Below are 13,055 nucleotides of genomic sequence, written 5' to 3' on the forward strand. Positions count from 1 at the left end.
CCTTACCACTCTGAGAAACTGAATACGAAGTCGCCAATGTAGACGTTGTCACCCTCTTGCGCTCCCATCTCCTCAAGCGCGGTGATGATCCCCAAGCGCTGGAGACGCCGGTGAAGGTACCTGATGGCGTCCCTGTTGCCGAGATCGGTCATCGCTGCCATGCGCAAGATCCGCTTACCCTTGATCTCGTATCCGCCTTCTTCGGCCGCGGTGACTTCCCAGTTGTCGTCCATCTTCCGCTCCTGCGCTGGGAGCAGCACCGCAATCGGCTCGGCTTCTTCCGCGGACTGAAGCAGGCTGTAAACCTCGAACATCAGGGGCTCGATGCCTTGCCCCGTAACCGCCGAGATGGGGAAGAGGGGAAGCCCGAGGCTCTCAAATCGCTCTCGAATTGCGTTGAACTCACCGCTCGGAAGGACGTCAATCTTGCTGAGTGCAACCACGCGCGGGCGTTTTGCCACCTCCGCGTTGTACTGCATAAGCTCCTCTTCAATGAGGTGGAAGTTTTCGAGTGGGTCGCTCTCATCGATCGGCATGATGTCCACCACATGGACGAGAACTTTCGTTCGTTCGATGTGGCGAAGGAACTGGTGACCCAGTCCATGGCCCTGACTCGCGCCTTCGATGAGCCCCGGCATATCCGCGACGACGAACGTGTCGTTGGCGACGCGAGCGACTCCTAGGTTCGGCACGATGGTCGTGAACGGGTAATCGGCGACTTTGGGCTTCGCCGCGCTGACTCGGCCCAGGAGCGTGCTCTTTCCTGCGTTGGGGAGGCCTATGAGGCCAACGTCCGCAAGAAGCTTGAGCTCGAGACGAGCAGGCAGCACTTCGCCCGGTGCGCCTTTCTGGGCGAAATTGGGTACCTGGCGAACACTGCTCACGTAGTGGGCATTGCCGAATCCGCCGCGACCGCCCTTGGCGATCACAACTTTCATTCCGTGGAGTGTAAGGTCGGCGATGACTTCGTTAAGCACCAGGTCGTGCACGACGGTACCGACCGGCACCTTCAGAATGATGTCCTTGCCGTTCTTGCCGCGCTTGTTACCCACCGCGTGGACCCCGTCGTCGGCCCGAAACTTGCCGCGCAACTTGAAATCAAACAATGTGCGACATCCGCGCTCGGCGACCAAAATGATGTCCCCGCCGCGACCACCGTCTGCGCCGTTGGGGCCACCTCGCGGAACGTGCTTCTCGCGGTGGAAGGCGACCGCGCCGGAACCGCCAGTACCGCTCGTGAATTCTACGAGCGCTTCATCGAGAAACATGGTTAGGCTTCCTCCGGGCGCATACCTGGTATGAGGTGAACACGGACAATACCGTTCTCCAGGTCGATGTCTTTGACAAACTCGTTGACAACGGGAATGAGTGTCTGGCCGACCACAAGAACGTCTTGTGCCGGGGGCTGTAAGACATCGCCGATCGTGCCAATTTCGGTGCCGTCTTGGTCCACTACCTTTAGTCCAATCAGCTCGGTAACGTAGAACTCGTCGTCTTCGAGCTCAGGCCGCTCGTCGGCCGGGATTTGGAGCAACTTGCCAATGAGAAGCTCGGCTTCGTGAATCCGATTAACCGAGAGAAATTTGATGCGGACTTGCGACTTGAGCCAGTGGCTCTTCTGAATTTTGCGGGGCTCGCCGTCCAGATACAGGATTGAACCGCGGTCAAATCGCTCGGGAAAGTCCGTGGTGGGTTGGACTTTGACGTGGCCATCAAGTCCAAAGGCGCCTACGATCCGACCCACGTCGATCATCTTGCGATTCTCGGGTTGCGTCGATTCGGGCGCCTTTTTCAAAGAGAGCACAGGGGGCGACGGAGCGCTATTCGGTGACGACTTTGACAAATGCCTTGAGTCGCGCCTTGGCTGCAGCGGCACTCACGACATAGCGGATCGCGCTTACCACGCGGCCGCTCTTGCCAATCACCTTTCCCACATCGTTCGGCGAAACGCGAACGAAGTAGGTCACTCCATCACGGTCTTTCTTCTCGTCAACGTTCACCACATCGGGCTCCGCGACGATCGATTGGACTAAATGCTGTACCAGCGGAGCGAGGCTCATGCTTCTGCCGGTGCCTCGGGCGCTTCGGTCACTTCTTCAGCAGCAGGGGCTTCGGCAACTTCAGTCGCCTCAGCCACCTCAGCGACTTCAGCCACCTCGGGTTCTGCGGCGGGTGCCGGAGCAGCTTCAGCCTTCGGTTCAGCCTTTGCCTCTTCCTTTGCGGGAGCGGCGACGACCGACTCTTGGCTCATGGGCGCGGTGCGCTTGTCGAGCGACTTGAACTTGCCTGCCGCTGCGGGGCGAGCCGCAAAAAACTTGTCCAGAACGCCTGCTTTCTTGAGCATGTAGGCGACGGTCTCGGTGGGCTGGGCACCGACCATCAGCCAGTGAAGAGCGCGCTCTTCCTTGATCTGGACCGATGCCGGCTTCGTCAGAGGATTGTAGGTACCGATGACCTCAACGAACGCGCCATCGCGGCCGGCCGAGCTCTTGGCCACAACAACGCGATAGAACGGACGGTGCTTGTTTCCGAGCCTTCGTAATCGAATCTTTACCACTGTGCTTTCTTTCTCCTGTTCGCGAGGCGACTCACCGGCGCTTGATTTTCTTCATGCGCTTTTCCATTTGGGTGAACTGCTTCATCTGGCGGCGCATGCCGTAGAGCTGGGTGATCAGACGATTCACCTCCTCGACACTTCGGCCGCTACCCGCTGCGATGCGCTTTCGCCGCGAACCATTGATTATATCCGGATTGGAGCGCTCAATGGGAGTCATTGACAGGATAATCGCCTCAATTTGGCCCATCTGACTGTCGTCGATCTGGTCAAGTGCCTCTTGCGGCACCATGTTTGACAAGCCAGGGATCATTTTCATCAGGCTCTTGAGCGACCCCATTTTCTTCAAGGTGGCGAATTGCTGGAGCATCATGTTGAAGTCCATTTGGCCACCGCGCATCTGGCCCTCCATCGCGGCGGCGTCCTCTTGGCTGATCGCCATTTCGGCCCGCTCGATGATGCCGAGCATGTCCCCGAAGCCGAGGATGCGCTCTGCAACTCGGGTGGGGAAGAAGGTGTCCAGCGCTTCGACCTGCTCGCCCACGCCGATGTAGCGCACCGGTACGCCTGTCGCTTTTCGGACGGAGAGGATCGCGCCTCCCCGCGTGTCGCCGTCGAGCTTGGTGAAGATGCACCCGGTAAGGCTCAGCAACTCGTGGAAGGAATTGGCGACGTTGACCGCTTCTTGGCCAGTGGTGGAGTCGAGCACGAGGAGCGTCTCGCTCGGCTTGACTGCATCGCTCACCGCTCTCAGCTCGTTCATGAGCGCCTCATCGATGGTCAATCGGCCAGCGGTGTCAACGATGAGTACATCGAGCATCAGGTAGCGGGCGCGCTCTAGGGCCTTCTTAGCCACTTCGACCGGGTTCGAGGCGGGCTCGGCGTAAACCGGGACATCGATCTGCTCGCCCAGGACTTGGAGTTGTTTGATGGCAGCGGGTCGCTGAAGGTCACAGGCCGCGAGCATGGGCTTCTTGCCTTGCTTCTGCAGTTGCCGCGCGAGCTTGGCGGTGGTGGTCGTCTTGCCTGAGCCTTGCAGACCGACCATGAGAATCACGGTCGGCGGCGCGCTCGACCAGTTCATCCGCGTTTCATCGGTGCCTAGGATTTCGACGAGCTCGTCGCGAACGATCTTGATGATCGTCTGGTCAGCGTTCAGGTTCCCGAAGACCTCCTCGCCGACGGCTTTCTCTTTCACCCGTGCAACGAACTCTCTCGCGACTTGGAAGTTGACATCGGCTTCGAGCAGGGCGACGCGCACTTCCCGCAGGAGGTCGCTGACATCGGATTCGCTGAGGCGGCCCTTGCGCCGAAGGCCAATCATCAGGTCGCCCAGGCGCTTGGTGAGATTGTCTAGCATCGAATTCGGAGTGTACCGCCCGTCCCCGCGAGCCGCTTAGGACTGTAAACAGAACTTGGCGAGCTGGATCATGCCGGTAGCGCCGAGCCGTCCGGTGCGGTTGCCCATCCATTGCACGGTGAGAAGATCTGAGTCTTCCCCGGGGGAGAACCGAAGGCGGTAGAGCAACTCCGAGCTGGTCTCGGCAAGCACGGGCGCCCACTCCCCATCATCCGCGCACCGGATTGAAGTTGAGGAGCCATATGCAGCCTCGTACAGGCGGTCCAGGTCCTGGGGTGAGGGGAGTTTGCGGACGTGAAGCAAGGCGTTCAGAGCGAGCACCGCGGTGGTTTCCTCGACGAGCGAGATCGCCGTGAAGCCGTGCTCCCAACCCATGGCGAGAAGTTCGTCACCGACGGTGTCCGGCACCGAGTCACACCACATCACGCCGGGTGGTTCCAGGAGTAGGCCCGCATGAACCAACGGCGCGACCGACAGGAAGATGAGTTGTGTCGCAGGATGCGCCCATCGAATGGTCCGGCACGGAGGGGCACTGCCTAGGCACTCCAAAGGGCGCACGACGGCCCCAGACGGATCGAACTGAACTGTTTCTTGGCCTGAGCTGAGGATGAGCCCAGCACATTCGTCACCGGCCAGTTGCACAAAAGGATCGGCCGCCAACACCCGCGCTAGGTGCGGGTCTGTTGACGGCCGAGCTGTCCAGTTCTTACTTTGCACGCGTGATGTCGACGCACTCGATATCGAACTCAAGCGGTTGGTTTGGACCGATGTCTTGTCCCATTCCGCGCTCGCCGTAGGCGGCGCCGGGCATCAGCCGCATGATCCGGCGCTCACCCTTCTTGATTCCGATGAGCCCGATGTCCCAACCCTTGATGACTCCGCCTGCGCCAAGAGTCACCTTGTACGGCTCGTTACGATCGCGTGAGGAGTCGAACTTCTTACCAGTTAGAAGCGTGCCCGTGTAGTGGACGGCGATGGTATCGCCTTTCTTGGCGGGCTCGCCGGTACCTTCCTTGACGATCTTCTTGGTGTAGTCGTTGTAACCACCCTTCTTGATGATTTCCAGTAGCTCTATGTCGAAGACAAGCGTCGCGCCACCGGGAATCGCTTCGCCCGAGCCCGCTTCACCGTAGCCCATGCTTGGGGGCACAACCAGGTTTCGCTTTCCGCCGATCTTCATGCCAAGCACGCCTTGATCCCAACCCGCGATGACGCGCCCCGCGCCCACTTCAAAGATGTATGGCTGCTTGTCGGTGCCCCTTGCGTTTGAGTCGAACTCTTTACCGTTGGTGAGCTTGCCGGTGTAGAGCACGACAGCCAGGTCACCTTTCTCGAGGACCAACTTGCCCGCTCCCGGTTTTGTGTCCGCAATCTTCAAGTCTTTGGCATCAGGAACAGTCGGTGCAGCAGCCGCAGTCGTCGAGGTCGAACCTGGAGCTTCCGAGTTCGTTGACCCACCGTTCGCTCCAGAGGTCGAGGTTGACGCGTCCACTTTGGAAGATCCGCAGCCCGCGATCACGGACGCGATGACGACCACAAGGCCGAGAGTAAAGGTCTTGCTCATAGAGTCTAATTTACCCGCTGGCGGGCCCCACACCTCCGGGTTGGTACACTACTGCTCCCGCATGGCCAAGAAGAAATCCGCTGATGAGAAAAAGAGACCGGCAACCATTAACAATCGCCGGGCGCGCTTCGACTACGAGATCGTGGAGACTTTCGAGGCGGGGTTGGTCCTTGTCGGGAGCGAAGTAAAGAGCGTTTTTCTGGGACGCGTGAACCTGACCGACTCCTATTGCAAGGTCATCAACGAAGAGCTTTGGATGCTCAACGCGGACATAGAGCCCTACACACATAGTTCGCATTTCTTACCGGAGAGACGACGCGACCGCAAACTCCTGATGCATCGCAAGGAGATCAACACTCTCGAGCGTAAGTCGCTGGAGAAGGGGCTGTCCCTGCTCGTGCTGGGCATGTACTTCAAGAACGGCAAAGTCAAGGTGACAGTTGGTCTCGGCCGAGGCAAGAAAGAGTACGACAAGCGCACTCAGATCAAGGACAAGGAAACCCGTCTTGAGAAAGGGCGGATGCGGAACATTCGCTAGAGTGCGATCGAGCCGGTGAAGACGTGCGAAGCGGGGCCGGTCATGATCACGTGGCCATCTTCGCGAGCGTAAATCTCGAGCTTGCCACCTGGCAACTCGACCGTCACCGCCCGACCGGTCAGGCCCAGATGGCACCCGATGGCCGCAATTGCGCAAGCACCGCTCCCACAAGCAAGAGTCTCGCCTGCACCAAGCTCCCAGGTACGCGCTTTGACGTTGCCGGGGCCGAGTACCTCAACGAAATGCACATTTGCGCCGTGGGCGAACTGCGGCAATCGCGAAAAGTGGGGTCCAAGGGCAGAAAGATCGACCTCTGTCACAGAGGAGACGAAGAATACGAGGTTAGGATTCCCCACCTGCGCAGCAGAGCCCTGGAACACCTGATTTCGGAATCGAAGCGATTGTCGGAGGTATGGCTCACACGGGTCGCCGTCGATGCCGATGCTCGCCCGGTCAAACTTGACAGGACCCATATCGACTTGCACAAGCCCATCGCCGCGCAATTCGGCGCTCACGGTGCGCGCGCCGACCTCTATGGTGGTGGCACCTGGCGCGAGGAGCCCGTCCAAGCGTAGTGCCTCGACGACGCACCTCAACCCATTCCCGCACATGGCCGCTTCGCTGCCGTCAGCGTTGAAGACTCTCATGCGAACGGACACAGTATCGCCTGGCACGGTGAGAAGCAACCCGTCCGCGCCGACCCCGTACTTCCGGTCGCACACTCGACGTGCTAGCGACGAGAGATTGTCTTCGAGGGGCTGTGCAAGCCGGTTTAGGACAACAAAGTCGTTGCCTAACCCGTGCATCTTACGGAACGCGATCACTCCTCTTCGGGGTGCGGTTCCGCCCCACCTTCGGGCCGATTGCTGCCGATCGGGCGAGCAGGGACCACGCTGGTGATTGCGTGCTTGTAAACCAACTGCGTTGGCTTACCCGGGGAGTCCAGCATCACAGTGAAAGCGTCGAACCCGCGGACCTGTCCGCGGAGTTGGACTCCACCCATGAGGTAGATCGTAACCCCAATTCCTTCCTTGCGAACCTGATTCAAGAACATGTCTTGAAGATTTATTGTTTTGGCCATATGCGTTCACTCAATACAAATCAATCAAGGCGAAATCAAACGAAAAAGTTTGGCCTGCCATTCTTCCGAGAACTCCACCAAGGGAGACTCACGCTCCAAGAATACGATGCCGGGTTCCGACCTGAGCCATGTCCTTTGTCGCTTTGCGTACTGCTTCGTCAGCAGGACAACTTCATCAACAAAGTCTGACTCGGACAGTTCCCCCCGTAACTTTCGAGTGGCGGAATCATACCCAATCGCTTTCATCGCCGGGCAGTACTCCGACACGCCTTGTTCAAGCAATCGTTGAACTTCTTCCAGCCAGCCTGCTCGCACGAGCTGTATCGTTCGGGTTTCGATCGCCAGATTGTGCAAATCGACTGAGGGCGACATCCCGAGTTTTGTAGTTTCAAAGCCAGGAATCGCAAATTTGAGGCAAGGTTCTGTGCTGAGTGCGCGCTCCAGGGCGCGGCGGATGCGCCGAGGATTCTGGAAGTCGAGCTCATCGAGTCCGGGTGGGTTCAGGTTCCTCAGTTGAGCAACGACTTCGCCGTCTGCCATCGCGGTGACTCGCTCGCGAAGGTTCGGATCGGGCAACGGCTGGAGGTTCTCCCACTGCTCGATGAGTGCGCGCATGTACAGCCCGGTGCCGCCGACCAAGACCACATTTCGTCCTGAGGCGAAGGCCCCTTCCAATAAAGGCAGGACTGCAAGGATAAACGCTCCGACGCCGAACTGTTCATCTGGGTCGCAGACGTCGATGAGCTGGTAGCGCTCCCGATCGGCGGGCTTGTTTGTTCCGATATCGAAACCACGGTAGACCTGGAATGCGTCTGCCGAGATGAGCTGGGCGTCGAGATGGTCGGCGATCCATTCGGCGGCCAAGGTCTTGCCCGAGGCCGTTGGCCCGTAGACCGCGATCAGTTTTGGGGTCGCCATGGTGGTTGGCGCTTAGAGATCGATGAGCACGTTGACGGGATAACCGAGCAGATTCTCTCTGCCGTGCAGGAACGTTAGTTCGACAAGGAATCCGAATCCAGCTACGCTGCCGTTCAGCCGTTCTATGAGGCGTGCTGCAGCGGCGGCGGTGCCGCCCGTCGCAAGCAGATCGTCAATGATGTAGGCACGCTGACCTGGGTTGACCGCATCGACGTGCATTTCGATCGTGTTCGTCCCGTACTCCAGCGCGTACTCCTCGCTGATTCGGTCGTAGGGAAGTTTGCCGAGCTTGCGGGCTGGGACAAACGGGACACCTAGTTCCATCGCGACGGGAACGCCGAAAATGAACCCGCGGCTCTCGATCCCGACGACGACGTCAGCGTCGTGGTTCTTGGCGTCGTCGGCCAATCGCTTGACAACCTCTGCCATCGCAGCGGGGTGGTGCAAGATCGGGGTGATATCTTTGAATACGATGCCAGGGCGCGGGAAATCGGGTACGTCCCGGATGAGGGTCGAAGCGAGAAGTTCTGACATCATAGTCCCCGGCGGTTATACCCGAACCGAGATTCTTGCCAAAATTTTGCAGCCCGGTTTGTCGTCTCTTAACATCCACTCAAGTACAATCTAGTCAATCAACACTGTCGGTGCCCAACCCTGCGCCTGAGCCAATAAACCCTTATGAGAGAACATAATTCGCACAGCACGCTTCGACGTGGTTTCACCCTCATCGAACTTCTCGTCGTCATCGCCATCATCGCCATCCTGGCGGCAATCCTCTTCCCAGTGTTCGCCCAAGCAAAGACCGCCGCGAAGAAGACGGCTGCCATCAGCAACCAAAAGCAGATCAGCCTCGGCTTGCTCATGTATATCGGCGATAATGACGACCAGTATCCGCGCCGCCGGGGCTGCGAGCTGAACTCCTCGCTCAATTCCAAGCTGAACGACGGCGTGACCCGCTGCGGCGGTGCCAACGGCTTTGCTCACAGCATGACTTGGCAGACCTGGCAGAAGTACATCATGCCGTACGTCAAGAACGTACAGATTTTCGAACACCCCGTGCGGCAGAAGAGCATGACCGACTGGAACAACAACGGTCAAATTTTGAACGGGTTCGCCTTGAACCTCGGTTTGACCGGTGGGAGCACGTCTGGTTTCATCTCGACTCCGTGGACTGGCGGTACCCAGAGCGGCATTGCGAACGTCTCGGCCGCCATGCTTCTGCTTGAAATGCCGAATACGTACGCCGCACCTTTCGTCGCACCGAAATCGACGGTCAAGGACGCTAACGGCGACACCCTCGAAACCGTGTACCCGATGGCCATTCGCGAGTACTGGCGCGCAATCTTCCTGAAGCAGATCAGCGGTTGCACTACCTCGGACGAGCCGGATGCCGTGGGTTCAGGCCCTCACCAAGGTGTGGTCGCCGGTATGGCTGACGGCAGCGCAAAATTCATCCCAGTGATGTCGTTCCTTGGGCAGACCCCTACGCTGGCGCAGTACATGCCGAGCACCTCGATGGGCCAAGTGTCCTCGACGTTCAACTCGAACTGCCGCCGCGCTACTTCGGCATTCCCGGTTGCGGACACTGCCACGCCGGTCACTTCGGTTAACTTCCCCCTCTGGGGCCTCGGTCAATGAGAAGGCTTTGGCCCATCGGGCTGGTCCTCGCCGCGCTTCTGCTGGGCGGTTGCGCCAAGACGGAGGTCTCGGATAGCGATGTGAAGTCTTGGGAAAAGGAGGGCCTGTCTGACAAGGAGAAGGCCGAGCCCAACGACGCCAATCGGGACGACCGCCGCTAGACCCCGGTTCTCCGGAGTAGCCCGCAGGGAACGATGACCCTGCGGGCTTCGTTGTATCCATCAGTCCGGTACCATTCTCAAACGCCATGAGTCTGCAACCCCTTTTCCCTCGACGAAAGACCCGCGCCGTGCGCGTGGGTAACGTGACTATGGGCGCGGGCCACCCTGTGGTCGTGCAGTCGATGTTAACGGAGGAGACTCGCAACGTGGACGCCTGCGTCGAGCAGATCATCGCACTGCATCGAGCAGGCAGTGAGATTGTGCGCGTGACCACGCCGACTCTGGGCGAAGCAGAGTGCCTTCTGGACATCAAGCGTAAGGTGGAAGAGCAGTACCAGCACGTGCCTTTGACGGCCGATGTCCACCACCAAGGGACAGCAATTGCGGTTGAGGCGGCGAAGTACGTGGACGAAGTCCGCGTAAACCCTGGCTTGTTCGTGTTTCGACGGCACGGTTCCAGGGCGCAAGACGTTGGCGCAGCCGCTGAGATCGACCTCCGCGGACGCGGGGAAGACCTGAGCGTGGACGATCTGAGAGCCGAGCTCGCCTACGACCCGAGCGAGTGGTCAGAGGAACTCGCAGCCATCGAAGAGAGTTTTGTCCCGGTCATCGAAGCCTGCAAGAAGCGCGATATCGCCATGCGCATTGGGGTGAACCACGGTTCGCTCAGCGAGCGAATCTTGGTGACCTACGGCGACACCATCGAAGGCATGGCGGAGAGCGCAATGGAGTACGTCCACCTGTGCGAGGCTCATGGCTACCGCAACGTCAATATCAGCGCCAAGGCCAGCCGCGTACCCATCATGGTCAGCGCGAACCGGCTCCTGGCTGCGCGCCTTGACGCCGAAGGGCTCGACATACCTTTGCACCTGGGAGTCACGGAGGCGGGCGACGGGGAGTATGCGCGCATCAAATCGACGGCGGGAATCGCCACGCTGCTCATGGAAGGGATCGGAGACACGATCCGCGTCAGCCTGAGCGAAGACCCGGTCAACGAGATTCCAGTTTGCTACGACATCCTTCAATCGCTGGGTTTGCGCAAGACGAAAGTCGAGTACATTGCGTGCCCGAGCTGCGGGCGCACGAAGTTCAACCTTCCCACCGTTCTCAACGAAGTCCGGAACGCCACGAAGCACTTGGTGGGGCTGGATATCGCGGTGATGGGCTGCATCGTGAACGGCCCGGGCGAAATGGCCGACGCCGACTACGGCTACGTAGGGGCGGCGGGAGGCAAGATCACGCTCTACCGAAAGCGGGACGTTGTGAAGCACGGTATCCCCCAGGAGAACGGCGTTGCCGAGCTGGTCGCACTGCTAAAGGCGGACGGCGTATGGACCGATGCCCCTCAGGGGACCGAGGCTCCGAAAGTGCTGGAACCGCTGCCCATGCGATAACCTTCTCGTAACTCAACCTGGATTCCTTGCGGATTCACGGGATTGGTATAAACACCGGGTCCACTTTGGGCAAAGCTCCGCTATACTAGAGTTGGGTTCAACTGAACCTGCCCCAGTTTCGAAGGAGTGATATTTTACGATGAAGAGAACTATGCTGTCAGCGCTGACGCTCGTTGCGTCGGCTACAGTGGTGTCGGCTCAGGTCCCTACGCTGACCCACGTTAAGAGAATTGACCTTATTCCGTTTTTGAACACCGGCGCAAGCCAGTTGCTGACTGACAGTCAGCCTTCTGACCTGGCGATTGCCTCCGATGGGACGATCTATGTCGCCACCCAGCGATCGGCTGGCGGAGCGGGCACCGTCGGTGTGCTTAAGATCGCTAATGCAGTAGGAAGCCACGCCGTCTCGCTGTTCGCGACTTCGACGGGTGCGCAGGGCGGCGACCGAGAGAGCCGAGTAGTGGTTGATGGTTCTAACGTCTACTTCGGTTATGGCCTCGGCCAGAACGTGGGGACCGATGGTGCCGGCGCTTACACAGTTGGCGTCAACGCAGGCGTCCTCGTGAGCGGTGTGCGAAAGTACAGCACCGCTGGCGTCCAGGACACGGGCTTTGGAAACATAGATCCGCTCGATCCGGAAACTGGAACGCTGAACCCGGTTGAAATCCGCTACCTGCAGACGGGCGGCGTCATCAACCCCAGCCAGACGCAGCGCACCGAGGCCATGGCAGTCGATCCGCTCACAAGCACGCTGGCGATCATGAACCGAGGCCAGGGGTTCATGTTCCGAGTTAACCTGGCGACGGGAGCATCGGCCGCCGCGGCCAACTTCGCTACGGTTGCTTCGGCAGGTTGGCGCGACCTCTCGTTCGATGCTTCGGGGAACGCTTACTTCAAGGTGGACAACCAGCTCGCCAAGAGCACGCGCATAGACGCAACAAACTTGAGCGCTTACAGCCCTGTCTTGTTGGACACAGGCAACGTGCCGTTCAGCTCGTACACCAAGGTTGCCTACGTTCCAGGCGGAGCAGGCTATGCCGACTCACTGTTCATGAACACTCGTGGGCAGATCGGTGCGACGAACCAGAACAAGGTGTACTACTCGCTCACGGACGGTACGCCGAACGCAGCAGCAGCGTTCTCGAACGCAGCCGCTGGGTTCCTCCCGACCAACCAGTTGACGGGTGCTGAGCCGATCGGAGCAGTCACTCCGACCGCTTGGACGAATCCGTTGCTCACGACGCGCACCGGAAACATCGGTGGCAAGCAGTACGTCGCGGTTCTCCTCGGCGGTGGCGGCCAGCAGCTCGACATCTACGAAGTCAGCGGTCCGAAGGCAACTGTCAGCGGCACCCTCAACCTTGATGGTTGGGATGGCACGGGTGGCGGCTTTGCCAACGCAGGCAGCTTCACCGTCCAAGTTCGCAACGGCATGACCGTCCTTGATACGCAAAACGTGACCGTGGCTAACAACGGCGCGTACTCGTTCCAGACGACCCAGACCGGTTCCGTGAACATCCGATTCAAGGGCCCGCGATTCCTGGCGAAGGCTTCCGGTACGGTGACTCTCACCGGCGGCGGAACGACCACGGTCAATGCTGCGATGGTCAATGGTAACGTCAACGGGGACAACGTGGTCGACTTCTTCGACTACCTGATCCTCAGCGACGCCTACGAGTCGTCAACCCCTGACGCACTCTACACGGCGAACATCAACGCGGACTTCACCGGTGACGGTACGATCGATTTCTTCGACTACCTGATCCTGAACGCGAACTACGAGAAGGAAGAGGACAACTAAGTCTTCTGACTTCTGATCAGAGAAGCGGGGTGCGGGGGCAGGTGCA

Annotated in this window: 16 protein-coding genes; 5 read left to right on the forward strand and 11 right to left on the reverse strand. The window is 59.3% G+C overall.

The window, feature by feature from the left end:
• Nucleotides 1-2 precede the first annotated feature (2 nt).
• The 7 genes from obgE to JNM85_11440 all read right to left on the reverse strand — a co-directional run bounded on the left by obgE (nt 3) and on the right by JNM85_11440 (nt 5,478).
• The gene (gene obgE, locus JNM85_11410) at nt 3-1,268 is read right to left on the reverse strand and encodes a GTPase ObgE (GenBank protein MBL8088663.1); all 1,266 of its coding nucleotides are present in this window, start codon (nt 1,266-1,268) and stop codon (nt 3-5) included.
• Between the two features lie 2 nt (nt 1,269-1,270).
• The gene (gene rimM, locus JNM85_11415; GenBank protein MBL8088664.1) at nt 1,271-1,804 is read right to left on the reverse strand and encodes a 16S rRNA processing protein RimM; all 534 of its coding nucleotides are present in this window, start codon (nt 1,802-1,804) and stop codon (nt 1,271-1,273) included.
• A gap of 16 nt (nt 1,805-1,820) precedes the next feature.
• The gene (locus JNM85_11420) at nt 1,821-2,060 is read right to left on the reverse strand and encodes a KH domain-containing protein (GenBank protein MBL8088665.1); all 240 of its coding nucleotides are present in this window, start codon (nt 2,058-2,060) and stop codon (nt 1,821-1,823) included.
• Nucleotides 2,057-2,557 carry a 30S ribosomal protein S16 gene (gene rpsP, locus JNM85_11425; protein MBL8088666.1) on the reverse strand — a complete coding sequence of 167 codons (501 nt, stop codon included), beginning with the start codon at nt 2,555-2,557 and terminating at the stop codon, nt 2,057-2,059. Before rpsP ends, JNM85_11420 begins: the two co-directional genes overlap by 4 nt.
• Nucleotides 2,558-2,588: 31 nt before the next feature.
• On the reverse strand, nt 2,589-3,914 hold the full coding sequence (ffh, locus tag JNM85_11430) for a signal recognition particle protein (protein MBL8088667.1): 1,326 nt from the start codon (nt 3,912-3,914) through the stop codon (nt 2,589-2,591).
• A gap of 36 nt (nt 3,915-3,950) precedes the next feature.
• Nucleotides 3,951-4,340: a hypothetical protein gene (locus JNM85_11435; GenBank protein ID MBL8088668.1), complete on the reverse strand. Its 390-nt coding sequence runs from the start codon at nt 4,338-4,340 to the stop codon at nt 3,951-3,953.
• 280 nt (nt 4,341-4,620) lie between these two features.
• The gene (locus JNM85_11440) at nt 4,621-5,478 is read right to left on the reverse strand and encodes an FKBP-type peptidyl-prolyl cis-trans isomerase (GenBank protein MBL8088669.1); all 858 of its coding nucleotides are present in this window, start codon (nt 5,476-5,478) and stop codon (nt 4,621-4,623) included.
• Nucleotides 5,479-5,539: 61 nt separating this feature from the next.
• On the opposite strand from JNM85_11440, the gene smpB reads away from it, so the two are divergent.
• On the forward strand, nt 5,540-6,016 hold the full coding sequence (gene smpB / locus JNM85_11445) for an SsrA-binding protein SmpB (GenBank protein ID MBL8088670.1): 477 nt from the start codon (nt 5,540-5,542) through the stop codon (nt 6,014-6,016).
• Here smpB and JNM85_11450 read toward each other — a convergent pair.
• Genes JNM85_11450 through JNM85_11465 form a run of 4 tightly spaced genes read right to left on the reverse strand, consistent with a single transcriptional unit; the run spans nt 6,013 to nt 8,549 of the window.
• Nucleotides 6,013-6,822: a diaminopimelate epimerase gene (locus tag JNM85_11450; GenBank protein MBL8088671.1), complete on the reverse strand. Its 810-nt coding sequence runs from the start codon at nt 6,820-6,822 to the stop codon at nt 6,013-6,015. The two genes, smpB and JNM85_11450, sit on opposite strands and share 4 nt — an antisense overlap.
• A 14-nt stretch (nt 6,823-6,836) precedes the next feature.
• Nucleotides 6,837-7,097 carry an RNA chaperone Hfq gene (hfq, locus tag JNM85_11455; GenBank protein MBL8088672.1) on the reverse strand — a complete coding sequence of 87 codons (261 nt, stop codon included), beginning with the start codon at nt 7,095-7,097 and terminating at the stop codon, nt 6,837-6,839.
• Nucleotides 7,098-7,121: 24 nt separating this feature from the next.
• Nucleotides 7,122-8,015: a tRNA (adenosine(37)-N6)-dimethylallyltransferase MiaA gene (miaA, locus tag JNM85_11460; protein ID MBL8088673.1), complete on the reverse strand. Its 894-nt coding sequence runs from the start codon at nt 8,013-8,015 to the stop codon at nt 7,122-7,124.
• Between the two features lie 12 nt (nt 8,016-8,027).
• Nucleotides 8,028-8,549 (reverse strand): adenine phosphoribosyltransferase, encoded by a 522-nt coding sequence (locus tag JNM85_11465; protein ID MBL8088674.1) that lies wholly within the window; start codon nt 8,547-8,549, stop codon nt 8,028-8,030.
• Between the two features lie 144 nt (nt 8,550-8,693).
• Here JNM85_11465 and JNM85_11470 point away from each other — a divergent pair, with 144 nt between their 5' ends.
• From JNM85_11470 to JNM85_11485, 4 genes are all read left to right on the forward strand, one after another.
• Nucleotides 8,694-9,653 (forward strand): prepilin-type N-terminal cleavage/methylation domain-containing protein, encoded by a 960-nt coding sequence (locus JNM85_11470; GenBank protein MBL8088675.1) that lies wholly within the window; start codon nt 8,694-8,696, stop codon nt 9,651-9,653.
• Entirely contained in the window at nt 9,650-9,814 is a 165-nt protein-coding gene (locus JNM85_11475; GenBank protein MBL8088676.1) for a hypothetical protein, read from the forward strand. Before JNM85_11470 ends, JNM85_11475 begins: the two co-directional genes overlap by 4 nt.
• Nucleotides 9,815-9,900: 86 nt before the next feature.
• Nucleotides 9,901-11,208, forward strand: a complete 1,308-nt coding sequence (gene ispG, locus JNM85_11480) for a (E)-4-hydroxy-3-methylbut-2-enyl-diphosphate synthase (protein MBL8088677.1) — start codon at nt 9,901-9,903, stop codon at nt 11,206-11,208.
• Between the two features lie 151 nt (nt 11,209-11,359).
• Nucleotides 11,360-13,009: a hypothetical protein gene (locus tag JNM85_11485; protein MBL8088678.1), complete on the forward strand. Its 1,650-nt coding sequence runs from the start codon at nt 11,360-11,362 to the stop codon at nt 13,007-13,009.
• The last annotated feature ends 46 nt before the right edge of the window (nt 13,010-13,055 follow it).

It is taken from the genome of Chthonomonas sp. (assembly GCA_016788115.1).
Taxonomy (GTDB): domain Bacteria; phylum Armatimonadota; class Fimbriimonadia; order Fimbriimonadales; family Fimbriimonadaceae; genus UBA2391.